This window comes from Pseudorhodoplanes sp., assembly GCF_050250235.1.
GTDB lineage: Bacteria > Pseudomonadota > Alphaproteobacteria > Rhizobiales > Xanthobacteraceae > Pseudorhodoplanes.
The window spans coordinates 12756-37330 of record NZ_JBFWPA010000010.1 but is presented as its reverse complement, the minus strand read 5'-3'; the positions used below and the strand labels follow the sequence as shown (position 1 = coordinate 37330).

General features: G+C 63.8%; 23 protein-coding genes. 12 read left to right on the top strand and 11 right to left on the bottom strand.

The window, feature by feature from the left end:
* Positions 1-59 precede the first annotated feature (59 nt).
* The gene (locus tag AB7F49_RS06970; RefSeq protein ID WP_428521110.1) at positions 60-845 is read left to right on the top strand and encodes a DUF2076 domain-containing protein; all 786 of its coding nucleotides are present in this window, start codon (positions 60-62) and stop codon (positions 843-845) included.
* A 140-nt stretch (positions 846-985) separates the two neighbouring features.
* Here AB7F49_RS06970 and AB7F49_RS06965 read toward each other — a convergent pair whose 3' ends face one another.
* Positions 986-1729: a L,D-transpeptidase gene (locus AB7F49_RS06965; RefSeq protein ID WP_428521109.1), complete on the bottom strand. Its 744-nt coding sequence runs from the start codon at positions 1727-1729 to the stop codon at positions 986-988.
* A gap of 260 nt (positions 1730-1989) precedes the next feature.
* Here AB7F49_RS06965 and AB7F49_RS06960 point away from each other — a divergent pair, with 260 nt between their 5' ends.
* From AB7F49_RS06960 to AB7F49_RS06940, 5 genes are all read left to right on the top strand, one after another.
* Complete coding sequence (locus AB7F49_RS06960) at positions 1990-2706, top strand: protein phosphatase CheZ (protein ID WP_428521108.1); 717 nt, start codon at positions 1990-1992, stop codon at positions 2704-2706.
* A gap of 158 nt (positions 2707-2864) precedes the next feature.
* Positions 2865-4613 carry an adenylate/guanylate cyclase domain-containing protein gene (locus tag AB7F49_RS06955; RefSeq protein ID WP_428521107.1) on the top strand — a complete coding sequence of 583 codons (1749 nt, stop codon included), beginning with the start codon at positions 2865-2867 and terminating at the stop codon, positions 4611-4613.
* 236 nt (positions 4614-4849) lie between these two features.
* A complete protein-coding gene (locus AB7F49_RS06950) occupies positions 4850-5461 on the top strand; it encodes a (2Fe-2S)-binding protein (protein WP_428521106.1) in 612 nt (203 codons plus the stop codon).
* Positions 5458-6474, top strand: a complete 1017-nt coding sequence (locus AB7F49_RS06945; RefSeq protein WP_428521105.1) for an FAD binding domain-containing protein — start codon at positions 5458-5460, stop codon at positions 6472-6474. Before AB7F49_RS06950 ends, AB7F49_RS06945 begins: the two co-directional genes overlap by 4 nt.
* 8 nt (positions 6475-6482) lie before the next feature.
* Positions 6483-8702 (top strand): xanthine dehydrogenase family protein molybdopterin-binding subunit, encoded by a 2220-nt coding sequence (locus AB7F49_RS06940; RefSeq protein ID WP_428521104.1) that lies wholly within the window; start codon positions 6483-6485, stop codon positions 8700-8702.
* A 19-nt stretch (positions 8703-8721) separates the two neighbouring features.
* Here the strand turns inward: AB7F49_RS06940 and AB7F49_RS06935 are convergent, their stop codons facing one another.
* Both AB7F49_RS06935 and AB7F49_RS06930 read right to left on the bottom strand, forming a co-directional pair.
* Positions 8722-9912 (bottom strand): MFS transporter, encoded by a 1191-nt coding sequence (locus tag AB7F49_RS06935; protein ID WP_428521103.1) that lies wholly within the window; start codon positions 9910-9912, stop codon positions 8722-8724.
* A gap of 33 nt (positions 9913-9945) precedes the next feature.
* Entirely contained in the window at positions 9946-10440 is a 495-nt protein-coding gene (locus tag AB7F49_RS06930) for a hypothetical protein (RefSeq protein WP_428521102.1), read from the bottom strand.
* A 343-nt stretch (positions 10441-10783) separates the two neighbouring features.
* Between AB7F49_RS06930 and groES the strand changes: the two genes are divergently transcribed.
* The 4 genes from groES (at position 10784) to AB7F49_RS06910 (ending at position 14149) form a co-directional block, all read left to right on the top strand.
* A complete protein-coding gene (groES, locus tag AB7F49_RS06925; RefSeq protein WP_428521101.1) occupies positions 10784-11080 on the top strand; it encodes a co-chaperone GroES in 297 nt (98 codons plus the stop codon).
* Between the two features lie 137 nt (positions 11081-11217).
* A complete protein-coding gene (gene groL, locus AB7F49_RS06920) occupies positions 11218-12846 on the top strand; it encodes a chaperonin GroEL (protein WP_428521100.1) in 1629 nt (542 codons plus the stop codon).
* Positions 12847-12980: 134 nt separating this feature from the next.
* Positions 12981-13838 carry a hypothetical protein gene (locus AB7F49_RS06915; RefSeq protein WP_428521099.1) on the top strand — a complete coding sequence of 286 codons (858 nt, stop codon included), beginning with the start codon at positions 12981-12983 and terminating at the stop codon, positions 13836-13838.
* Positions 13796-14149 carry a hypothetical protein gene (locus AB7F49_RS06910; protein WP_428521098.1) on the top strand — a complete coding sequence of 118 codons (354 nt, stop codon included), beginning with the start codon at positions 13796-13798 and terminating at the stop codon, positions 14147-14149. Before AB7F49_RS06915 ends, AB7F49_RS06910 begins: the two co-directional genes overlap by 43 nt.
* 85 nt (positions 14150-14234) lie before the next feature.
* Here AB7F49_RS06910 and AB7F49_RS06905 read toward each other — a convergent pair whose 3' ends face one another.
* On the bottom strand, positions 14235-14651 hold the full coding sequence (locus tag AB7F49_RS06905) for an META domain-containing protein (protein WP_428521097.1): 417 nt from the start codon (positions 14649-14651) through the stop codon (positions 14235-14237).
* A gap of 109 nt (positions 14652-14760) precedes the next feature.
* On the opposite strand from AB7F49_RS06905, the gene AB7F49_RS06900 reads away from it, so the two are divergent.
* Positions 14761-15693 carry a metal ABC transporter substrate-binding protein gene (locus AB7F49_RS06900; protein WP_428521096.1) on the top strand — a complete coding sequence of 311 codons (933 nt, stop codon included), beginning with the start codon at positions 14761-14763 and terminating at the stop codon, positions 15691-15693.
* A gap of 40 nt (positions 15694-15733) precedes the next feature.
* On the opposite strand, the gene AB7F49_RS06895 is transcribed toward AB7F49_RS06900, so the two are convergent.
* Genes AB7F49_RS06895 through AB7F49_RS06880 form a run of 4 tightly spaced genes read right to left on the bottom strand, consistent with a single transcriptional unit; the run spans position 15734 to position 20553 of the window.
* A complete protein-coding gene (locus tag AB7F49_RS06895; RefSeq protein WP_428521095.1) occupies positions 15734-17584 on the bottom strand; it encodes an NAD(P)-binding protein in 1851 nt (616 codons plus the stop codon).
* A gap of 54 nt (positions 17585-17638) precedes the next feature.
* Positions 17639-18964: a TRAP transporter large permease gene (locus tag AB7F49_RS06890; RefSeq protein ID WP_428521094.1), complete on the bottom strand. Its 1326-nt coding sequence runs from the start codon at positions 18962-18964 to the stop codon at positions 17639-17641.
* Positions 18964-19467, bottom strand: coding sequence for a TRAP transporter small permease subunit (locus AB7F49_RS06885; RefSeq protein WP_428521093.1), 504 nt, complete (start codon positions 19465-19467; stop codon positions 18964-18966). The genes AB7F49_RS06890 and AB7F49_RS06885 overlap by 1 nt, the downstream gene beginning before the upstream one ends.
* Positions 19468-20553 (bottom strand): TRAP transporter substrate-binding protein, encoded by a 1086-nt coding sequence (locus AB7F49_RS06880; RefSeq protein ID WP_428521092.1) that lies wholly within the window; start codon positions 20551-20553, stop codon positions 19468-19470.
* A gap of 205 nt (positions 20554-20758) precedes the next feature.
* Between AB7F49_RS06880 and AB7F49_RS06875 the strand changes: the two genes are divergently transcribed.
* Positions 20759-21631, top strand: a complete 873-nt coding sequence (locus tag AB7F49_RS06875; protein ID WP_428521091.1) for a dienelactone hydrolase family protein — start codon at positions 20759-20761, stop codon at positions 21629-21631.
* Between the two features lie 20 nt (positions 21632-21651).
* Here AB7F49_RS06875 and AB7F49_RS06870 read toward each other — a convergent pair whose 3' ends face one another.
* The 3 genes from AB7F49_RS06870 to AB7F49_RS06860 are packed head-to-tail and all read right to left on the bottom strand — an operon-like array spanning position 21652 to position 24573.
* On the bottom strand, positions 21652-21819 hold the full coding sequence (locus tag AB7F49_RS06870; protein WP_428521090.1) for a hypothetical protein: 168 nt from the start codon (positions 21817-21819) through the stop codon (positions 21652-21654).
* Positions 21816-23192, bottom strand: a complete 1377-nt coding sequence (locus AB7F49_RS06865; RefSeq protein WP_428521089.1) for an amidase — start codon at positions 23190-23192, stop codon at positions 21816-21818. The genes AB7F49_RS06870 and AB7F49_RS06865 overlap by 4 nt, the downstream gene beginning before the upstream one ends.
* A 31-nt stretch (positions 23193-23223) precedes the next feature.
* The gene (locus tag AB7F49_RS06860) at positions 23224-24573 is read right to left on the bottom strand and encodes a TRAP transporter large permease (protein WP_428521088.1); all 1350 of its coding nucleotides are present in this window, start codon (positions 24571-24573) and stop codon (positions 23224-23226) included.
* Between the last annotated feature and the right edge of the window lie 2 nt (positions 24574-24575).

Below are 24575 nucleotides of genomic sequence, written 5' to 3'. Positions count from 1 at the left end.
CGGCCCGCCGGCTTCCTACATCTTGCGCGCCCGCCGATGCGGGACCGGAGGAGGACTTCATGACACCGCAGGAACGCAGACTGGTCGAAAATCTGTTCGAACGGCTTGCGACTCTCGAACGCAACCCGCGCGAACCGGACGCCGAGCAGGTCATACAGGCCGGCCTGCGCAGGGCGCCGAACGCGACCTACGCGCTGGTGCAGACCGTGCTCTTGCAGGAAGAGGCGTTGCGTCAGGCCAACGAACGCATCACCGAACTGCAATCCGTCGACGCGCCGCAGCAGGAGAGCGGAGGCTTTCTCGAGTCCATGCGCGACACGCTGTTCGGCGGCAACAACACGCGCAGTTCGGTCCCGCCTGTCGGCGGCGAGCGGCCGATGGGCGTGCCGCCGGGTTTCCAGCGCGGGCGTGATCCCTATCAGCCGCAGGGCGGCGCTTCCCCGCAAGCGGCCGAGCCCGCGCGCAGCGGCGGCGGCTCGTTCCTCGGGACAGCGGCAGCGGCAGCCGTCGGTGTGATTGGTGGCTCCATGCTGATGAACTCGTTGAAGGGCGCGTTCGGCGGCGATCAGGCCAAAGCACAGGGACTCGAAGCGCAAGGACTTGGAACGCAAGGACTCGGCGACGTTTCGGGCAAGGAGGCCTCCGGCGCTTCATCCAATCCCTGGGGCGATGCAGCCTCTGGCGACGGCAATCTCGCGCAGCAGGCCGGCATCGACAGCGTCGGGCGGTCCGGCGAGAGCGAACGGGCGAATGCGTATCAGCCCGCGCACGAGCCGATCGACGAAGGCGCCATGCTGCCGGAAGAAGACGGTTTCGACCTGGACTACGATACCGATTTCCTCTGAAACGCAAGCCGCATCCCACGAAGCAGAAGGCCCGCTCTTTCAGGCGGGCCTTCCGATGGCCGGGCCGGCCAACGCCTGTCCGCAGGCTGGGGGCCCTCACGACAGGCGAAGGCACGGCCCGCTGATCGCCGCATTCGCGATCAGATCACAACAACCCTGGTGCCGACTTTCACGCGCTCATAGAGATCGGTCACATCCTCATTGCGCATGCGGATGCAGCCCGAAGACACCGCCTGGCCGATGGTCCAGGGCTCATTGGAGCCGTGGATGCGATAGAGCGAGGAACCGAGATAGAGGGCGCGCGCGCCGAGGGGGTTGTCTGGGCCGCCAGCCATGTGACGCGGCAGTTCCGGACGGCGGGCGAGCATTTCCTTCGGGGGCACCCAGTCCGGCCATTCCGCCTTGCGCGTGACCGACTTCACGCCGGCCCAGGTGAAGCCCGGACGTCCGACGCCAATGCCATAACGCAGCGCGGTGCCGTTATCCTGAACCAGATAGAGGAAGCGCTGCGGCGTATCGACGACGATTGTGCCCGGCTTTTCCTTGCCGGAATATTGCACGACCTGCTTGGCGAAACGTGGATCGAAGGCGCGCTGCATGCCCTGATCCGGCCCGCGATAGACCAGGGGCGGTGTGCCGTTCGGATCCTGATACATTCCGGGCTGAAAATATCCGGGCACCCGATCGCCCTGCACCGCGGCACCGGGATAGGCCGGCTGCCGGCGGGAATGGGGCTGCGCGCCGGCCTGGCCGCCGCTGAACAGAAACTCGATGAACCCGCCGCCCATATTCGGCTGACCTTGCGCATGGACCGGCGTTGGAATGAGCGCAGCACCGGCCAGAGCGGACAAGGCTGCGGCAAGGAAAAGACCAGAACGCTTCATCGACGCTACTCGCACTTGTTCGACATCGGACTTCGACATCGGCGCCAATACGCGACGCCGCAGATGCGAGCGACTACACGGGAAAAATCGATGCGAATGGTAAACAGCCGCGCGACAACGCCGCGCTAACCACGATGGATCGGCCTTTACCTGCAGTTAGCGTTTATTTTGAGTGAAGCGTCGTGGTTAACGCTTTGCTGACCGCACATGAAACCGCCCATTAAGCCCTGCCCTGTTATCGATATCGGCGGGGGACAAGCATGCCCGCGCAGCGCAAGATTTTCCGGATCGAGGAATCGATGCATGCCGAGCCCGAGCCGCACGACGCGCTCGCGCCCGACGGACCGATATTCCCATCCGACGTGATCGCCGAACTGCGCGCCCTGCGCGCGCTCATGGAGCAGCGCATGCCGGGCGGCCGCGAGCCGCGTGCGAGCGGCGACGGCCCCTCGCAGGAAGTGCGCCGGCTCAAGATCGAACTCGACGTGATCGGCGGCGCCATCAAGCAGACCCGTTCCGAGATCGTGTCGCTTCAGGATCAGGGCTTCGATTCCGCGCGCGTCGCCCGCGTGACCAAGGAGCTGGAGGCGGTGTTCGACGACACCTCGGGCGCCACCGATCGCATCCTGAAAGCTGCCGAGGAGATCGACCAGAATGCGCATGCACTCGCGGGCCTGCTGAAGGGCGGCCATGAGCAGGGGCTGGCGCAGGACATCCAGGACCAGGTCACCTCGATTTTCGAAGCCTGCAACTTCCACGACCTTACCGGGCAGCGCATCACCAAGGTCGCGGACATGCTCAAGCTGGTCGAGGAGCATCTCGCGCGCATGATGGAAATCTGGAGCGTGATCGAACGCTTCAATGTGGAAGCCGCGCAATCTGCGGCCGGCAATCTTGATGGCCTGCTCAACGGGCCGAAGCTCGACGGCGATTGCGGGCATTCGACCCAGGAAGAAATCGACAAGCTGTTCCATTAGCCACCGGCCCCGCCTTCCTTTGCGAGCGGCCGACCTTGCCGCCGATGGCCGGCCACGCAACGCAATCTCCCGATCCGGCGCGTCCCTGCCACAAGTCAACACAAGTGACGCGGCGGGTGGTATAGACGACCCCTGTTTCCGATCCGGCGTCCTTACGCATGTCCGCTCCGTCATTATCCGATCCCGTCGTGGCGCAAGACGGCGCCCTCGTCCCGCGCCTTGCCGGGCTGGGGCGTCTGTTTCGCTCCTATGCGCGCCTCATCAGCGGGCTTGTGCTGATGACATTCGTGCTCTGCCATTTCACCAGCCATATTTTCCTGATCGTTTCCGTGCCGCTGGCGGAGGAGGCGTTTCACCTGCTGATGGGCTTCTGGTTGACCGGTGCGGGGACGATGCTGCTCATCGCAGCCTTTGCGTTTCACGTCCTCAACGCGTTGTGGTCGATCTATATCCGCCGCTATCTGCGCATGCCCATGTGGGAAGTCGCGCAGCTCGTGCTCGGGCTCGCGATACCGCCGCTGATTATCATTCACGTGGTCGGGACCAGGGTGTCCGACCAGTTCTTCGGGACCGAAAACAGCTACCTTTCGGTGCTTGCCGCGCACTGGCTCAGCGCGCCATGGCTCGGTGCGCCATGGCTGGTGACGCTGCAATTCGCCGCGGTCCTGACCGTGTGGATTCATGGCTGCATCGGCCTGCATTTCTGGCTGCGCACCAGGCAATGGTATGCGCAATGGCTGCCGGCATTCGGTACGATGGCCATCCTGATTCCAGCCCTTGCGCTTGCCGGTTACGTCGCCGGCGGCAACCAGATCCTGCGGGAGGCCCAGGACCCCGACTTCATCCAGACCGTGATCCGCGAAGCCAATTTCTCGGCCCAGGTTGGCGCGCGGGGCTGGCGTGTCGTCGAAATCTCGCTGGCCTGCTATGCGGGACTCGTTGTCCTGCCATTCGCAGCGCGATTCATTCGCGGCTTTTTTCACCGTATCCATCGGCGTCCCCGGCTCAATCACGTGAGCGGGCGCAGCTTGCGAATCCTCCCGGGCGCGACCGTGCTCGAAACGCTGCGTGCCAATGGCGTGCCGCACGCTTCGGTCTGCGGCGGCCGCGCCCGATGCACGACCTGCCGCATCCGCGTCGTCAACGGACTTGCCACCTTGCCGGAGCCGGTCGGGCTGGAAGCCGCGGCATTGTCGCGCATCGGCGCCTCGGAAGGCGTGCGGCTCGCCTGCCAGCTCCGCCCGATGGCCGACATTTCCGTGGTGCCGCTGCTGACCGCCGATGCCAGCGCCGCGCATGGGCTCATGCGTGCCGGCATGGAAGGCAGCGAGCGCCAGGTCACGGTCGTGTTCATCGACCTGCGCGGCTCCACCACCCTCGGCGAAGCTCGCATGCCGTATGATGTGCTGTTCATCCTCAATCAGTTCTTCGACGAAATGAGCAAGGCGCTGGCAGGCACCGGCGGTCACTATTCGAACTTCACCGGCGATGGATTGATGGCGATCTACGGCCTCGACAGTGCCGATCCGAAGGCGAGCGCGATGCAGGCGCTGCGCGGCGCACAGCAGATGCTTTTGCGTCTCGACAAGGTGAATGCGCGGCTCAAGGCCGATCTGAAAGAGCCGTTACGGATCGGCATCGGCATCCATTTCGGCGAGGCCATCGTTGGCGCGATGGGTCCCCCGCGTTCGCAGATCGTTACCGCCATCGGTGACACGGTAAACACGACCGCGCGGCTCGAGGGACTGACCAAGGACCACAATTGCGCGCTGATCCTGTCGCAGGCCGCGGCGCAGGCCGCAGGCATCGCGCTCCCAGGCGAAACGCTGCACCATGCGCCGGTGAAAGGACGGCTCGAGCCGGTTGCGTTCTACGCGCTGAATGAGGTGCCGGAACTGCGCAAATGACGGGCGGGGCGTCAGGGCCTGCCGAGGACCCGCTGCCCAATATTCTTGCGAGAATTCCCGGAGTATTTGCAGCAACGGGAAGACATTTGCAGCAACGTAGAAACATTTGCGCGAATAAAAGCGTTTCGTCTTTTTTCTCTGAAACTATTCTAGTTCCATCGTTTTGACTGTACGCGCGGCAGCCCGCGAATCCCGGGTCTGATCGACCGCAGCACTTGTCTCGCTTGGAGTTCTCGATGCCACAGGACACGTCACGGGCGACGGCTCGTGCCCATCATCCGACCCGCCGCGAGGTCGTCGCATCCGGGGCAGCTGTCCCGATCGCCCTCACACTGCCGCCCGGCGCGGCCCCGGCTCGGACCGCGGCGGAAAAAGCCTCCTCATCCGGCGTTCCCGTGAAGTTCACCGTCAACGGGACCTCCCACGCGCTCAGCCTCGATCCGCGATCGACGCTGCTTGATGTCCTGCGCGAGCAACTCGATCTGACCGGATCGAAGAAGGGATGCGATCAGGGCCAATGCGGGGCCTGCACCGTCCTGATCGATGGTCGCCGCGTGGTCTCGTGCCTGACGCTTGCGGTCATGCAGGACGGCACCAGCATCACCACGGTGGAGGGTCTGGCCAAGGATGGCACGTTGCATCCCCTGCAGCAGGCCTTCATCGATCACGATGCATTTCAGTGCGGTTATTGCACACCCGGCCAGATCTGTTCGGCGGCCGGGCTGATCGCCGAAGGCAAGGCCAGGACACCCGAGCAGATTCGCGAATTGATGAGCGGCAACATCTGCCGCTGCGGCGCCTATCCCAACATTGTTGCGGCCATCCAGCAGGCGATGGGGCAGTCATGATCGGCTTCGAATATGCGCGCGCGAAAAACGTCGCCGATGCGGTGGCGCAGATCGCCGCAGCCCCCGGCGCCAAATTCGTTGCCGGCGGAACCAACCTTGTCGACCTGATGAAGATGGACGTTGAAAAGCCGACAAAGCTGATCGACGTGACGAGGCTTCCACTCGACAAGGTCGAGGAAACAGCAGAGGGCGGCTTGCGCATCGGCGCGCTGGTGCGCAACTCCGACCTCTCCTATCACCCGGTGGTGGAGCGGCGCTATCCGATGCTGTCGAGCGCGCTGCTCGCCGGCGCATCGCAGCAGCTGCGCAACATGGCCACGGTGGGCGGCAATCCGCTTCAGCGCACACGGTGCGCCTATTTTTATGACATCGCGACGCCCTGCAACAAACGCGACCCGGGCGCAGGCTGCTCGGCCATCGGCGGGCTCAACCGCATGAACGCGATCCTCGGAACCAGCGACGCCTGTATCGCGGTGCATCCGTCGGACATGTGCGTGGCGCTCGCTGTGCTGGAGGCGGACATCCACGTGGCCGGCCCGCGTGGCGAACGCAAAATTGCGCTCTTGGACTTTCACCGCCTGCCGGGCGACACGCCGCAGCGTGAAACCAACCTCGCCGCCGATGAGCTGATAACCGCGATCGAACTCCCGGCGCGCGGATTCGCGTCCAACTATACCTATCTGAAGATCCGCGACCGGTTGTCCTACGCTTTCGCGCTCGTCTCCGTCGCGGCCGGCCTCGAACTGGAGGGCGGCAGCATTCGGGAGGCGCGGTTCGCGCTCGGCGGCGTCGCTCACAAGCCGTGGCGGAAGCCGGAGGCGGAAGCCGCGCTGCGCGGCAAGCCGGCAAACGAGGCCACGTTCGCGCAAGCGGCCGATATCGTGCTGCGCGAGGCGAAAGGCTTCGGCGGCAACACCTTCAAGATCGAGCTGGCGCGCCGCACCATCATCCGCGCGCTGTCGCAGGCGGCGCGCGGAACCCCACAGTCACAGTCCAGCAAGAAGATCGCGTGAGCATGGCCATGGCACCCTATATCGGCACAGCAACATCCCGCGTCGACGGCATCGCCAAGGTCACCGGCGCTGCGAAATATGCCGCAGAGTTCAATACGCCCGGCCTGGCGCATGCGAGCCTGGTCACATCGACGGTCACCAAGGGCCGCATCACCCGCATCGATGACAGCGCCGCAAAAGCGATCGAAGGCGTACTCGCCGTGCTGACGCACGAAAATCGCCCGGCCATGGCGGACCAGGATGCGGCCTACAAGGACGACGTGGCACCGGAAGACGGATCGCCCTACCGGCCGCTCTACGACAGCAAGATTATGTTCAACGGCCAGCCGGTCGCGCTGGTCGTGGCCGAAACATCGGAGATCGCGCGCCATGCGGCGTCACTGGTGAAAGTCGAATACGCCACCGAAAAGTTCGTCACGGACATCTTTCGGGAGCGCGACAGCGCAGAGCCGGTCAAGACGAAGGAAGGCCCCATGGCTCCGCCGAAAACCCGGGGCAAGCCGGACGAAGCGCTGGCCGCGGCCGCTATCCGCCATGAGGCGGAATATTACACGCCGATCGAGCATCACAACCCGATGGAGCTCTATGCCTCGACGGTCCTGTTCGAGCCGGGCGGCAGGCTCACGGTGTATGACAAGACGCAAGGGGTGCAGAACGTCCAGAAATATCTGTGCGGCGTCTTCAACATGAAGCCCGAGGACGTGCGCGTGATGTCGCCGTTCATGGGCGGCGGCTTCGGTTCGGGGCTGCGTCCGCAATTCCAGGTGGTGCTCGCAGTGCTGGCGGCGAAGGCACTGCAGCGCTCGGTGCGCCTCGTCCTGACGCGTCCGCAGACATACGCACTCGGCCACCGGCCGGCGATGGTCCAGAGGATCGCGATCGGCGCCACTGCCGGTGGAACGCTGGACGCGATTGCACATGACGCTGTGACCATCACCTCGCAATACGAGGAGTTCCACCGGCAGGAGACCGGCTGGTCCGGGCTGCTCTACAAGTCGCCCAATGCCAAGTACGCACACCGTCTCGCCAGGCTTGATCTTCCGACCTCCTCGGACATGCGCGCGCCCAGCGCCACCACCGCGCTTTTCGCGCTCGAATCCGCGATGGACGAGCTGGCGATCCAGCTCAAGCTCGACCCGATGGAGCTTCGCCTGCGATGCTATTCGGACCGCGACCAGAACGAGGACAAGCCGTTCGGCAGCAAGGCGCTGCGTGAATGCTACCGCCAGGGCGCCGAGGCGTTCGGCTGGAGCAAGCGCAATCCGCAGCCGCGCGCGATGCGCGACGGAAGCGATCTGGTCGGCTGGGGCATGGCGACCGGCATCTGGGAGGCGCTGCAGGTTCCGATCACGGTGCGCATTGCGCTCACCGCCAACGGCCATGCCGAGGTCGCGTGCGCGACCTCCGACATCGGCACCGGCACCTACACCATCATGGCGCAGGTCGCGGCCGACATGCTCGGGCTGCCCATCGAGAACATCAGCATCAAGCTCGGCGATTCCATCCTGCCGCAATCGCCGGTCGAAGGCGGATCATGGATCGCGACCTCGGTGTCGAACGGCATCGTGACCACCGCCTCCGCGATCCGCGATGAATTGCTGCGCATGGCCAAGCAGATGCCGAACTCGCCGCTCGCAGATGCCGCGGCTGACGACGTGACGCTCGCCGACGGCAAGCTGGTCAGCAGGCGCGACGCAGCGCGCAGCGTGTCGATCGCCGATGCGATGCGGCGGGGCGCGGTGGACCGCATCGAGCGGGAGAAAACCACCGAGCCGAGCGGCGACCATTCCCGCGCGAACAACACCCACGCGGCGCATTTCGTCGAGGTCAAGATCGACGAGCAACTGGGCGTCATACGCGTCACCCGCGCCGTCTGCGCGGTTGCGGCGGGGCGCATCCTGAACCCCAAGACCGGAGGCAATCAGATCCTCGGCAGCGTGGTCTGGGGAATCGGCATGGCGTTGCATGAGGAAACCCACGTCGATCACCGGATCGGCCGCATCATGAACGCCAACCTCGCCGAATACGCCGTGCCGGTGCATGCCGACATTCACGACATCAAGGTCATCTTCGTGGACGAACCAGACGACAGCAATCCGCTTGGCCTCAAGGGACTGGGCGAGATCGGCATCGTCGGCGTTGCGGCAGCGGTGGCCAACGCGGTCCATCACGCGACCGGCAGGCGCGTGCGCGAATTGCCGATCACACTGGATAAATTGCAGGCGTGAACGGCTGTCGCCGGTGCGATCAGGATTTCGGCCGCCGGATCGCGGCGAGACAGATCAATGACACCACACCGAATGCGGCAGTCACCGCCAAAGCTGGCGCGTCGCCGCCACGCTCGACCACGAAAGCGAGGGCAAGCGGCGCGATTGCCTGCGTGACCTGATACGGCTTTGCGATCCGGCCCAGAACGCGACCATATCCATCGGCCCCGAACAGCGCGAGCGGCACCGCGCCCCGCGCGATGGTGAGCAGACCGTTCGCCGCCCCGAACAGGATCGCAAACGCAATCGCCGCCGGCAGCGTGAAGCCGAACAGCGCGAGCAGCGCAAAACCCGAAAGCATCAGCGCGACCGAAAACCGGGCGAGATTGAGCGGATGGGCGCGCCCGCCGAATGCCAGTTCGCAGACCCGGGCCGCCACTTGCGACGGGCCGAACAGGGCGCCGATGGTGACAGCAACGGCCGGATCAATCCCGGCGCGGCCGAACATCGCGATCAGATGCGCGGCGAGCCCCGACGGGATGAAGGCATAGGTCGCAAACGCTGCGGCGACCAGAAAGAAGATCATCCCGCGCGCAGGCACGACGGCCGGCACGATCGTCACAGTGCCTTCGACCGCAGGAGGCGGATCGGCTCTGGTCCGCGGCAGCGCGAAGGCATGCAGGGGCGCCGCGACGAGAAGCAGAATTGCTGCGAAGAAGAGGTAAGTTCCCCGCCAGTCGGTGAAGGTGAGCGAGACCTGGGTCGCCGGCCAGCTGACCGTCGACGCAAAACCGCCGGCGAGCGTAAGGTAAGTGATCGGCTTTCGCGCGGCCGTGCCGAAAATGCGCCCGAGTGTAGCGAAGGCCGGGTCGTAGAGATTGCCGGCGATCGCGATCCCGAGAATAGTCCATACCGCAAGATAGGCAGCGGGATGCGCGGCAAAGGGCAGCAATGCGATGCCGCAGGCTCCGATCAGCGATCCGACCGCCATCACGACGTGGCCGCCATGGCGATCGATGAGACCGCCGATTGTCGGGGCGACGAATCCGGCGACCAAAAGCGCAAGCGAGAACCCGGCCATCGCGAAGGACAGCGACCAGCCGCGTTCGGCGGCGATCAACGGCATCATCAGGACCGGCGGATAGAACAGGATGCCCCAGGCAAGAATCTGCGTAACGCCGAGGACCAGTACGGCGCGCCAAGGACCGAGAATGAGCTTACGGAGTGTCACATGGTTCGGAAGCTGCGGCCCCCGGATTCACGCTCACGCCCGCGGCGCGCACCGCACGTAGACTTGCGTACCATAGCGGCCGGAGACTTCCGGGTCGAGGAAGCGCACCGTCATCGTGCGGCCGTCGAACGACGTGATTTCCCGATCCTGCATGCCACCGGCCGGCTCTCCGGCCGGGCCGATATAGGTCTTGTTGCCGGGCGCGCCCTTCAGCCGCAATTCCTCCGGCTGTGCCTTGTCGGGCATGTGCATGATCACGCCGCCGCTTGGCCCCATGCCGATATTGTAGGGCTGCCGGCAACCATTGCGGGCCGCGGCTTCGGTGCGCTTGAGGTCCTGCGGATTGTGGAAGGCGGCGAGGCCCCAACGGCCGGTAATTTCCTGCGGCTTGATGGCCGGGGGAATCTCCGCCGCCAGCGGCGTCGTGGCTGTCGGTGATGTTCCCTGACCCGCGCAGGCTGCCACTGCCAGCACGGCAGCAAGCCCCGAAACGGACCGGATCGGCATGCGAAGCCGTACGGACAACATGGCTCGACCTCGATTTTTGCGGGGTACCAGGCCCCCCTCGCTTTGTCACTGTGCTGTCAAGATCGCTCCGGCGCAAGCGTTTGGTTCGCCGTACGACCCCGCAACATCTTATCAGACTTGATACGAAGATGATCGCTTTGCGTAAACCCGGACTTAACCGACCTCCGCAGCGCATGTTTTTGGACATGCGTGTCCGCGACCAGACTGCCGCTGCCTTGGCGCTTGACAGCGGGGGCTTTCGCCTCCTATCACGCTGGCCGTTGGCACTCTTTTCAGGCGAGTGCCAAGTAGCTGCAAAGTCAGCAATTTTCAGCGCCGCAGCGCAACCGCCCGCGAGGAAAACATGGCAAAGACCAAATTCCGCCCTCTGCATGACCGTGTGGTCGTGCGCCGCATCCAGGCCGATGAAAAGACCAAGGGCGGCATCATCATTCCTGACACCGCCAAGGAAAAGCCGCAGGAAGGCGAAGTGATCGCCGTCGGCCCCGGCGGACGTGACGAGAGCGGCAAGCTCATCCCGATCGACGTGAAGGCCGGCGACCGCGTGCTGTTCGGCAAGTGGTCGGGCACCGAGGTGAAGCTCGAAGGCGAGGAACTCCTGATCATGAAGGAGTCCGACATCATGGGTGTGGTCGGCTGATTTTGGCCCTCGTCCTGAGGAGGCCGCGAAGCGGCCGTCCGCAGGGCGAGGCCCATTCATGGCCTTTATCCTTCGAGACGCGCCTCCGGCGCTCCTCAGGATGAGGTTCCGGATATCCACAGACTGGAGCAAGCAACATGTCTGCCAAGGACGTAAAATTTTCCACAGACGCTCGCGACCGCATGCTGCGCGGCGTCGATATTCTCGCCAACGCGGTGAAGGTGACGCTCGGCCCGAAGGGCCGCAACGTCGTACTCGACAAGTCGTTCGGCGCCCCGCGCATCACCAAGGACGGCGTGACGGTGGCCAAGGAAATCGAGCTTGAGGACAAGTTCGAGAATATGGGCGCGCAGATGGTGCGCGAAGTTGCCAGCAAGACCAACGACCGGGCGGGCGACGGCACCACGACGGCTACCGTGCTGGCCCAATCCATCATTCGCGAAGGCGCGAAATCGGTCGCGGCCGGCATGAACCCGATGGACCTCAAGCGTGGTGTCGACCTCGCGGTTGCCGCCGTGGTGAAGGACATCGAGAAACGCGCCAAGCCGGTGGCCTCCTCCGCCGAGGTCGCCCAGGTCGGAACCATATCGTCCAATGGTGATATGGCGATCGGCAAGATGATCGCGCAGGCCATGCAGAAGGTCGGCAACGAGGGCGTGATCACGGTCGAGGAAGCCAAGGCGCTCGACACCGAGGTCGAGATCGTCGAGGGCATGCAGTTCGACCGCGGTTACCTGTCGCCCTATTTCGTCACCAATGCCGACAAGATGATCGCAGAACTGGAGGACGCCTATATTCTCCTCCACGAGAAGAAGCTGTCCGGCCTGCAGGCGATGCTGCCCCTGCTGGAATCGGTGGTGCAGTCGGGCCGTCCGCTGGTCATCATCGCAGAGGATGTCGAGGGTGAAGCGCTCGCGACCCTCGTCGTGAACCGCCTTCGTGGCGGCCTGAAGGTTGCAGCGGTGAAGGCTCCGGGCTTCGGCGACCGTCGCAAGGCGATGCTGGAAGACATCGCGATCCTCACCGGCGGCCAGCTGATCTCCGACGATCTCGGCATGAAGCTGGAAAGCGTGACCCTCAACATGCTGGGCCGCGCCAAGAAGGTGATCATGGAGAAGGAGAAAACCACGATCGTCAAAGGCGCCGGCAAGAAAGCCGACATCGAGGCGCGCGTCGCCCAGATCAAGGCGCAGATCGAGGAAACCACTTCCGACTACGACAAGGAGAAGCTGCAGGAGCGGCTGGCCAAGCTCGCCGGCGGCGTTGCGATCATCCGCGTCGGCGGTGCGACCGAGATCGAGGTGAAGGAGAAGAAGGATCGCGTCGAAGACGCGCTCAACGCCACGCGCGCGGCAGTCGAGGAAGGCATTGTGCCCGGCGGCGGCACCGCGCTGCTTCGCGCCAAGAAGGCGATCGGCAAGCTTCACAACGAGAATTCGGATATCCAGGCCGGCATCAATATCGTGCTGAAGGCGCTGGAAGCTCCGATCCGTCAAATCGCCGAGAATGCCGGCGTCGAAGGCTCCATCGTGGTCGGCAAGATCATGGAAAACAAGTCCGAGACCTTCGGCTTCGATGCGCAGAACGAGGACTATGTCGACCTCGTCGAGAAGGGCATCATCGATCCGGTCAAGGTGGTGCGCACGGCGCTGCAGGATGCGGCGTCGGTCGCGGGCCTGCTGATCACCACCGAGGCGATGGTCGCCGAATTGCCGAAGGAGCCGGCGCCCCCGATGCCGGGCGGCGGCGGCGGTATGGGCTTCTGAACCCGCTCAGCGACTGACCGATTGCGGAACCGGATTCCGCACGAAACCAAGGCGCGGCGCGAGCCGCGCCTTTTTTCTGCGCCCACTTGCGCGTCATGATAACATTCAGTGATTTGCGCTCGCGGGAGATATTGATGCGCTTGCTGTCGGTTGCGGTTCTGGCGTTGGCCTGCAGCGGCTCTTCCGCCGCCGCGCAGACGACCGTCCGATATTTCAACGGTGTCTACGGATTGCTGGGCGATATCGAAACCGATGCCTTCCTGAAGGAGACGCGGCAGGGGGGCAAGGTCGTGTCTGCCGAACTCGACCTTTGCCACGCCCCCTCTCCCGGCTCGCCGCTGCGCGACCGTTTCGTGGTGACGCTGAAGCCGCAGGGCAATCGGCTGATCGGCTCGGGCCAGACCCAGGAAGGCAGGCTGCCGGTGGCCGTCGACCTCGTCCGTTCGGCGACCGGCAACAGCTACAGCTTCGAAGGCACCGTGAAGCTGGGTGACCGCATCCTGAAGTCATCCTCGGATGACCTTGCCGACATGAGCGCCAAGGAATTTGAGGAACAGACGGCAGTGGAAGAAGCCATCGTCGAGACGCCCGCGGATTTCCGCGAGGTCACACCCGGTACCCTCGGGATTCGGGTGGCGCGTACCGGACTGATCGACTTTTTGAAAGCATTGCGTGCCGAAAACGTAAAGGTCCAGGGATACAGCATCGCGCCGAGCTGCGAGGCATTGCGGCGGGGTACGGTCGACGTCCAGGTCGACGTCGATCCGGAGCGCGCGGCCGAAACGATCGCCAAGGCGAAGGCGCTGCCGGGGTCGCTCGTGCCGGATGGACAAGCGGCGGCATCGACCTCGGACGCGCGATCCGCATTCCGTCCGGGGGATTCCGTGATGCCTCCGGAAAGCTCGACCGCGACAAACTCGGCAAGGCGATCGCCACGGCCGCGGCCAAGGTGCTGTCCGCCAAACCCGGCGACATCGAATGGGATGACGTAACCGGCGAGCTTGCCGTCACCGTGAAGCGGCCGGACGTCACCATCCCGGGCCTTGGCCTGACCGAAGTGATCGGCATTCCGTTCGTGGTCAGCGCCGAGAAGCCCGGCGCGAGGGACACGCTGGTCATCCGGATTGGCCAGAGCGAGAGCGAAATTCAGGACGACGGGACGGGTCCGCGCCTGTCGATTGCGTCCAACAATAGTGGCGAGGACGCGTCCGAACCGGCCGGGAGCGAGAATCTCCAGGCCGCGCTCGCCAGGGAAATGAAGGGTGATTTCTGGGACGCGGACAAGGAAATCTGGACGAAATAGTTTCCACGGTTCAGAAACGCCGCAAGCCGCCCGCAGGGCGATCCCGCAAGCCGCCCGCCGGGCGATCCAGGAGTGGCAATGCGCCTCAATTGGATGCCGGGCGCCAGCGCAGCATTTCCGGGCCCTCGAGCAACAGCAGGTGGCCGTCCCACCGCCACGCCGTGACCTGCATCAGCTTGCTCAGGAACGCCTTGTCTGCCTCAAGCTGTTCCGGCGCGCACTGGTTGTTGCGCAGCGCGGTCGGAACGATCGTAATGGTGCGATCCACTACGACCGCGTGGCCCTGCCCGGTCGCGCACCACAAATCGATCTCCACCTTGCCGTTCTCGGCGAATTGCAGCCAGGGGACGCGTTTGGAGCCCCTCATCGGCTTCGCCTCGAGCCGCAATTCAGACCCGTAGGGAAACGCCTGCCGGGCTGTGGCGGCGTCGCACAGAGGGAGGTTCGCCATGCCGGCCAACGTCAATGCTACTGCGAGGCTACGAAAGCGCGCGACGGACATGCTTACCTCCGGCGACAGAACGGCCAGACGGCCTTCAGATGAAATTTTGGCAAGGCGTGGATTGGCGGGCGCAGACAACCTATAATGCCGCACCCAGACGGACAATGAAATGACACGACTGATTCTCGCCCTCGCGGCCATAATCGCATTCGTATCCACAGCCTCCGCGCAGGACCGCTTGCGCGTCGTGACGACGACGGGGGATCTGCGCGTGCTCGCAAAGGTGGTGGGGGCCGAGCGCGTGATCGTGACAAGCCTGGTGCCTCCCGGCGAGCGGCCCGAACGCTATGCGCCGCGGCTTCAGCAGACCTCCGTGTTGAAAGGCGCCCGCGTCGTGGTCCGTGCGGGACCCGCAATCGACGGCTGGTTCGACAAGCTGCTGATGCGATCGGCGCAGAAAAACGGCCGAACCGGCATTGAGCGCGGCGAGAATGGTCATGTCGACGCCTCCGCGGCGGTCGCGGCCACCGATCCAACGCTCGTGAGCGCGGGCTTCGCTGCCCGCAACCGCCGCTCGCAGCGCGGCGCCGCTACGCTGCATTTCTGGCTCGATCCGAAGACCGCCGACGCCATCACCGCGGCGATCGTCAAGACATTCTCCGAGGTCGATCCGGACAACAAGCGCTATTACGAGCAGAATCGCACGGCGTTCCTGTCGCGACTCGATCAGAAGCTCGGTGAATGGACGTCGCGGCTTGAACCGCTCAAGGGCGAGCCGCTCATCGCCTTCCATGATGACTGGGATTATTTCGCGCGAAGATTCAACCTGAACATCGTCGACTTCATCACCGAGCGCGACGGCGCGCCGCCGAAGCTTGGCCGCATTGGGCAACTCACGAAGCTGATCAAGGACAAGAAAATACGCTTCATCCTCGCCGAGGCCAACCAGCCCGAGCGGCATTCCAACATGCTGGCGCAGCGAAGCGGTGCAAAGGTGGTGCAACTCGCCGGCAGCATCGGCATGTTGCCCAACACCGACGACTATATCTCGCTGTTCGACGCTAATGTGAACGCGCTGGTATCGGCCTACGAGGAAAAGTAGCGCAATCACCCCGGCGCCAGCGGGGTGGGCGCGATGCGGCCTACTGCAGAACCTCATCCACCGCGCGCCTTGCCTCGTCGATGGCGGTATGGGCATAGGCGCTCCAGCCGGCATCGGAATTGGCGATGGCGACCCGGCCGTGAGGCTTGCGCGCGCGCTCCTTGATATCGGCGATGTCGACGGGGTCGAACAGGGAATTGCCGCCATAGGCATAGCCATGCGCCCAGCGGTTGACGGTGATCGCGGCGATGTCGCGCGCGCTCGAAAAGCCTCCGGGGCCCAGCATGCGATCGAGTTCGTCGCGGATTGGCGTCTCGAAATCGGCGAAGGTCATCTCCAGAAGCTTCATGCGCCCGATGCGGAACATGTCGCGCGCCTCCATGCCGGAATTGCTCTCGTTCGGGACGTGCACGAGGTGCAGTCCGATCGGTTCCGCGGGCCGACGCGGATGGTGATAGCCGCCGATGCTCACCGGATAATCGAGTTTGAGCCGGCAATGAAACGACATCGGTCCGGAGATTTCGTGCACGCCGAGATTCACCCAGGGCTGCCAGTTTCGCACCAGGACCTTGGTATAGACCAGCGGCGCCTTGACGTTGTGCAGCAGCGCATTGCGTTGCTCTTCGGGCAGACCGGGCATCATGTAGGGAATCGCCGAGTTGAAGCAGGCCAGAATCGCTCGACGAGCGCTCACGCGGTGCACATTGCCGTACCGCATATAGGCAAGATCGACGCCGCCCTTGCGGTCATTCACGTTGACGCAGGTCGCTTCCAGCCGGATCCGGACCCGGTTTTCGGCGAGGTCAAGGCGATCGTAGCGGAACGGCGCGAGCACGACGTCGTCCATGGTCTTGCCGGGCGCGATACCCGGGATGAGCGTCCGCACAAGCAGCCGCGCGAGCGACGCGTTGCCGTCCGGGAAATGGTGGATATAGGGCTCCTCGCGCTCGGGATTGTCGTCGTCCGGAAGGCCCAGCCCGTCGAAGCCGGGCAACCCCATCTCATGCGCGCTTCCGGCGGAAATCATGTCGCTTGCGAGCGCCATGAAATCGAGCGAGCGGCCATGAAAGCAGTTGGCGGCCTGTTCGCTCAGGCCGCAAAGCTTGATCAGGTAATCGCGGTAGCTGGTCTTCTGGAGGATATTTTCCTTTTCGACGCGGCTCTTGCCGGCAAGCGGATCGCGCTTCGCGTCGTAGAGCGCAAGCACCTTCGCTCTGTCCGCGGCGCTGAGCGGAAAGCCTGCGATGAAGTCCGCGACCGGCCTGGCATTCAGCAGGCCCGGCCCAAGATCGTCGGCAGCGGTGTGGGTCGGATCGCCGCCGACCAGAACGTCACGGCCGAAGGATTCGCGGGGAAAGAATACGCCGCGCGACAGCCCAAGCGAGGGATAAAGATTGCGCTCGAACGCCTTGTCGAAACTCGCAATATCAACGTCCATATCCTTCAGCAAACCGGTCGCGACCGGACTCCACAGCGCTTTCGGCGATTGCAGCGATTCGCTGCCGCCATAGCCGAGGATCAGCCGGCCGTCGACGTTGAACGCGTTGCGCTTGGCATGACCGCCGAAATCGTCGTGATTGTCGAGGATCAGGATACGTGCGTCCGGTTGCGCCTTGCGATAGAAATGCGCAGCAGCAAGTCCGCTGATGCCCGCGCCGACCACGACGAGATCGTAGTCCTCCTCGATCGGCCGGGCCGTGAAATCCGGCACCTCGCCATCGCGCATGGCATGCGCCGCCTCGAATGCGCCGGCATGATGCCCGCGCATCCCGGCCCGCTCGGGCGGGTCTCCTGCGCGCTGTGCGCTGGCAAGCTGCGCCAGCGGCGTCAGTCCGGCCGCGACCGCAAGCGCACATCCGTCGAGAAAATCGCGACGGGTGATCTCCGTCATCGCTCGTGGACTCCGTTCATCGCCGCGCGGAGACTACAGCACCTCTGTGAAGGTTCACCAGCCGATTGCCCGGGGTAGCCAGGTCGCAACACCGGGGTACATGAACACCAGCACCAACGCGACGGCCTGCATCGCGATAAAGGGAAGCACACCGCGGTAGATGTCGCCGGTGCTCACCTCGGGAGGCGCAACCCCGCGCAGGAAGAACAGCGCCCATCCGAAGGGCGGCGTCAGGAACGAGGTCTGCAGGTTCACGCAGATCAGGATCGCGAGCCACACCATGTCGACATTGGCCTGCAGGAAGACCGGCAGGAACAGCGGCACCGCGATGTAGGAAATCTCGATCCATTCGATGAAGAAGCCGAGCACGAAGATGATCAGCATCAGGAACCAGATGTCGGAATTGATGCCGCCCGGCAGGAACGCAAACAGGTCGTGAACGATCTTCTCGCCCTGCAATCCGCGGAAGGAGAGCGCAAACGCCTGCGCGCAGATCAGGATGAACATCATCATCGCTGTGATCTTGGTGGTAGCCTGCGCGGTCTCCCGCAGTACTTTCCAGGAAAGCCGCCCGCCGATTGCCGCCACCACGATCGAGCCGAGCGCGCCCATGGAGGCGGCTTCCGACGGCGCCGCGATCCCGGCAATGATCGAGCCCAATACCGCGGCCACGAGGCCGACCGGCGGTGCCACCACCTTGAACAGCTTCTGCATCAACTCGGTGCGAGAGATCGATGCACGTTCTTCCTCGGAGAACGCCGGCACGCTGTCGGGGCGCACGATGCCCAGCACGAGAATGTAGATGACGTAGATGGCCGCGAGCATCAGTCCGGGGACCATCGCCGCCGCGAACAGCGTGCCGACCGAAAGGTTCAGGATGTCCGCCAGCAGGATGAGGATCAGGCTCGGCGGAATGATCTGGCCGAGCGTGCCGGACGCGCAGATCACGCCGCTGGCAAGCCCCGGATCGTAACCGCGCCGGATCATGCCGGGCAGCGTGAGCAGGCCGAGCGTCACCACGGTCGCGCCGACGATCCCGGTGGTGGCGCCGAGCAGCACGCCGACCAGCACGATGCCGATGCCAAGCCCGCCGCGCAGCGAGCCTGCGAGATGGCCGATCACGTCCATCAGGTCTTCGGCGAGCTTCGATCGCTCCAGCATCATCCCCATGAAGACGAAAAGCGGGATGGCGAGCAGCGTCTGATTGGTCACAACCCCGAAAATGCGTCCGGGCAGCAGATTGAAGAGCAGACTGCCGAAGCCGAGATATCCGAAGAAAAGTCCAGTGGTCGCAAGCGTCAGCGCAACCGGAATGCCGGCCATCAGCAGCACGAAGAACGACGCCAGCATGCAGATGGCAAGGATTTCGACGTACGGCATCAGGCCTTCCGCATCGCGGCGTAGCTCTTGATCGCCTCCGAGAGCGATTGCAGGAACATGATGGCAAAGCCGATCGGGATCAGCGATTTCACGATGTATCGATGGTCGATACCGCCGGGATTGGCGGTGCCCTCGCCGATCGACCAGGACTGATACACATACGGAACCGAAAGCCAGATCACGATCAGGCAAAATGCCATCGCAATGAAGGCCGAGACAATCTCGACGGCGTGCTTGTTGCGCGGAGAAAAATACTGAAACAGCACGTCAACCCGCACATGCTCCTTGTGCAGCAGCGCATAGGACATGCCGAACAGGCAGATCGGCACGAAGATGTGCCATTCCAGCTCCTGCGCCCAGATGAATCCGATGGAGAACGCATAGCGCAGCAGAACATTCGCGCCCATTACGAGCGCGATAGCGAGCGCAAGCCACGACGTGGCGCGGCCGACGAGATCGGTGAAAACGTCGATCCCGCCGGCCAGCTTTTCGGCAGCGAGCAATCAGGCCTTCCGTATCTTGGTGTGGTAGACGGTCTCGCTGAGGTCGGCCCAGGCGTCGTACTTCACCTTGTAGGCCATATAGGAATCATGGACCTTTTTGGTGACGGGATCTTTTGCGACCGCCTCGGCCAGCACCTTGTCAGTTGCACCCTTGAGCGCCTTTACGACCGAATCCGGCAGCGGCTGCGCGATGACGCCCTGGTTCTTGACCAGATCCTCCATCGCCTCGGCGTTGTTCTTCTGGCACCAGGCCTCGCTGATGGTGTTGCAGGCCAGACAGGCATTCTCGACGATCGCCTTGAGGTCCGGCGGCAGCGAATTCCATTTGGCCTTGTTGATGGTGAGTTCACTTGCGGTCGCCATCTCGTGCCAACCGGTGGTGTAGTAATATTTCGCGACCTTCTGCAGACCGAGCTGGCGATCGAGATAGGGGCCGACGAATTCCGCCGCGTCGATCACGCCGCGTTCAAGCGAAGGGAAGATTTCGCCCGGCGCGATCAGGCGCGAGTCGACACCGAGTTCCTTGTAGACGCGCCCGGCGAGACCGGGGATGCGCATCTTGAGACCCTGCAGGTCTTCGGGCTTCTCGATCGGCTTGCGGAACCAGCCGGTCATCTGCACGCCGGTATTGCCGCACACGAACGGGACGAGATTGAAGCGGTCATAGACCTCGCGCCAGAGCTGGAGGCCGCCGCCGTCGAACATCCAGCCATTATAGCCCTGGAAGTTGAGCCCGAAGGGAACCGCGGTGAAATATTGCGCTGCGAAGCTCTTGCCGGTCCAGAAATAGGAATTGGCATAGTTCATCTCGACGGTGCCGGATGAGACGGCATCGAAGCCTTCCGCCGCCGGAATAAGTTCGCCGGCGCCGTAGAACTGGATCTTGATGCGCCCGTTGGACATGTCCTCGATCCGCTTGGCGAGGTCCTTCGCGCCGCCCGGCCCGGTCGAGTAGAAGGCCGCATTGGGCCCGTAGAAGCTGGTCATCTTCCAGTTGAAGGTGGTCTGCGCGCGTACGACCGCGGGCGCCGCCACCGTCGCAGCGGCCCCCGCCAGAGCAATTTTCGTGAAATCCCGACGTCGCATGACACTCTCCCGCTATCCGTTTTGAAGCGTCATTTTTAAGCAAATAGCAGGCCAGCCCGATTACGCAGCATTTCCGCCAACCCGCATTTCACGGCCGTCAATTGAGCAAATATTAGGCGTGCGACTGACCGTCGCGCAATCGGATTTCCGCGGATGCCAAGGGTGTTTGCGGGGTTGAAACACCGTAGCCCGGGGAAAAAAGCCGATGGATCAGCGCATCATCGATCTCTACGACCGCTTTACACATGGTGAAATGAATCGCCGCAGCTTTCTCGACAAGCTGACACAGCTCGCGGGTTCCACCGCAGCAGCCGCAGCGGTCCTGCCGCTGCTGCAGAACGATTACGCCAGGGCCGCCATTGTGCCCTCGGACGACCCGCGCCTTGTGTCCGAACGTGTCGTCTTCGAGTCGCCCAAAGGAAAGATCAGTGGCTATCTCACCCGCCTGAAGGGCAACGCCAGGCGGCCTGCGGTGCTGGTCATTCACGAAAACCGCGGGCTCAACCCGCATCTGGAGGATGTCGCGCGCCGGCTCGCGCTGGACGGCTTCCTTGCCTATGCGATCGACCTGCTCTCGCTGGTCGGCGGAACGCCGCCGAACGAGGACGATGCGCGCAACCTGCACCCGAAGCTGAACCAGGACGACGCCGTGGTCGCGCTGGTCGCGGCGGTGGAGTTCCTGAAGAAATATCCGCTATCGACCGGCAAGGTCGGCGCGGTCGGGTTCTGTTTCGGCGGACTGATGGTCAACCGTCTCGCAGCAGCAAGTCCCGAACTCGATGCCGGCGTCGCCTATTACGGCCGCCAGGTGCCCGCGACGCAGGTGCCGAATATCAGGGCCGCGCTGCTGCTGCATTATGCCGAGAACGACGGCGGCGTGAATGCCGGCATCGCCGACTACGAGGCGGCGCTCAAAGCCAACAACAAGAGCTACGTGATCCATACCTATCCGGGCACGCAGCACGCCTTCAACAACGACACCGGCGCCGCGCGCTACAACAAGGCGGCCGCCGATCTGGCCTGGCAGCGCACCATCGCGTTCTTCAAGGAGAAGCTCGGCGCGCCGCCGCCGGCCTGACTGCCGTGGCGGCTGAATGATCAGCCGGAATAGCCGTGGCGAACGGTCCGGACGAAATCGTGCACCAGCAGCGCGAAGACCACGCAGCAGATGATGATCAGCGGCAAGGCCTTAAGCCACACCAGGATGAAGCCGATGAAAGCCACCCAGAGACCGATGCCGATCAGGCCTGTGACAATGTTCGTCATCGCTGGCGCCCCTTCCGTTTCGAGCTGGTCCCTGCCTTGGCGCGGGGTTTTCCGCCAGCCAGTGTTCTGACAAGCCAGCGCGCGGTACGCAAGAGGCGGGCATCATTGCCGCGCCGCGCGACCAGTTGAACGCCGAGCGGCAGGCCCGCTTCCGACCGCATGAGTGGAAGCGAGATCGACGGCGTACCGAGATACGTCCATGTGGTGCAAAAGGCCGGGTTTCCGGTGGTCGCGATCGCCGGCGCCTCGCCCGGCGCGGACGGTGTCAGAATCGCATCGTATTCGTCGAACACGAAATCCAGTGCATCGTTGAATGTCCGCATTCCGGCAAGTCCCGCGCAATAGTCAACGCCCGAATGGGCGCGGCCACGCTCGATCAACTGGCGCAATTGCGGGCTGAGCTGCTCGCCGCCCGATTCATAGTCGCGGCGCAGATTGTGCGCCATCTCCACCTCCATGACCAGGCGATGCAAGTCGATGACCTTGCCAAATGACTCGCCGAGCTCGACCTCGACCACGCTCTCGCCCAGCGCATCGACCAGTTCGGCGAAAGCGTCACGCATGACCGGCTCCGCCTGATCCCAGACCGGGGACCGGACAAAAGCGAATCGCGGCGGCAACGGTGGCTCGCTCGCCGCAACCGTTGCGAAGGGTGGCCGGGCAACGGGGCGCGTGTCGGGATCCTCGATATCGAAACCCACCATGACTTCCGCGAGCAAAGCGGCATCCTCGACACTGCGCGCAAATACACCGACATGATCGAAGCTGCGCGACAATTCCAGCGCACCGCTGCGCGAAACCAGTCCGTGCGTCGGCTTGAACCCGACCACGCCGCAAAACGCCGCCGGACGGATGACCGACCCGTTGGTCTGCGATCCGATCGCGCCGGGCACCATCAGCGCGGCGACCGCCGCCGCCGATCCGCTGGACGAGCCGCCGGGCGTACGTTGCGGATCGTGTGGATTTCTGGTCTTGCCGGCGTGAAAATACGCATATTCCGTGGTGACGGTCTTGCCCATGATCACCGCGCCCGCCTCCCTGAGCCTTGCAACGGCGGCAGCATCGCGGCGGGGCGTTCGTCCGGCCCATATCGGAGAACCAAGTTCAGTCGGCATGTCGCCGGTGTCGAAAATGTCCTTGATGCCGATCGGGACGCCATGCAGCGGACCAAGCGGCCTGCCATGGGCGCGATGGTCGTCGAGCGCCCGCGCCTGCGCCAGCGCGTGATCCCGGTCGAGAAACGCCCAGGCCTGCACCTCGGTATCGATCTCAGCCACGCGGTCGATGCACGCACCTACCAGTTCGGCTGAACTGATGCGGCCCTGGCGGATGTCATCAGCCGCCTCGCACAGCCCGAGTGCGTACAAGCTCATGCGACGCGATCCTCGAAACGGAGCTTGCGGGTCATCGCGGGGTGTAGAGGTAGTCCGGGAGCCACAGCGCGATCCCTGGGAACACATAGACGAGGACCATCGTCATGAACACCATTGCGACGAACGGCAGCGAGCCGCTGAAGATATCGGTCAGCTTGACCCAGGGAGGCGCCACGCCCTTCAGATAGAAGGCGGCCATCGCAACCGGCGGCGTATTGAACGCCGTTTGGGTATTCAGCGCGACCAGAATGCCGAAGAAAATCGGGTCGACGTTGAAATGCGGCAGCAGCGGCAGGAAGATCGGAACGAAGATGATGATGATTTCGGTCCATTCCAGCGGCCAGCCGAGCAGGAAGATGATCGCCTGCGTCAGCAGCAGGAAGCCGGTCGACGACAGATCGAGCCCCAGGAAGAAATTCTCCACGACCTTCTGTCCGCCCAGCACGGCAAACACTGCGGAAAACGTCCATGAGCCAATGAAAAGATAGCACACCATCGCGGTGGCCCGTGCGGTCAGATAGACCGAGTCCCGCAGCATCGTGAAATTGAATGCGCCATAGGCCATGGCGAGAATGATGCTTGCCAGCGCCCCGGCGCCGGCCGCTTCCGAGGGTGTTGCCAGGCCGAGCAGAATCGCACCAAGCACCGATACGATCAGCAGCGCCAGCGGCAGGAACGATGTCGCCAGCGCCCAGAGCACCTTCCCCAGCGGCACGTCGGTCTCTTCCGCCGGCAGTTTCGGGCACAATGCCGGATTGATCATCGCGCGCGCGATCACGTAGAAGACATAGAGGCCCGCCAGCATGAAGCCTGGGAAAAAGGCTGCGGCATACAGCTTGACTGCGGATACGCCCGCGGTCGCGGCGTAGACGATGAGCAGAATGCTCGGCGGAATCAGGATGCCGAGACAGCCGCCGGCGCATACCACACCGGCCGACAGCTTCACGTCATAACCGGCACGCAACATCACCGGAAACGCCAGCAGGCCCATCAGAGTGACCACCGCGCCGACGATGCCGGTCGCGGTCGCAAACATCGCGCATGTCAGCAACGTCGCAACGGCAAGCGCTCCCGGCACGTGCTTCATGGATATCTGCAGGGAGTGGAACAGCCGGTCGAGGATGTTGGCGCGCTCGACGACGTAGCCCATGAAGAGAAATAACGGGACCGCCGTCAGCACATCGCTCGACATGACCTCAAAGGTCTTCTGCACCATCAGCGTGAAGACGCGGTTCTGAACGATATCCTGGCCGGGCGTGAAATAGGCGTAATATCCGAAGCCAACTCCCATCGCGATCAGGGTGAAAGCGATCGGGAAGCCCAACATGATGATGAAGATGAACAGCCCCAGCATCAACATGCCGACCTGAGGGTCAGTCATGA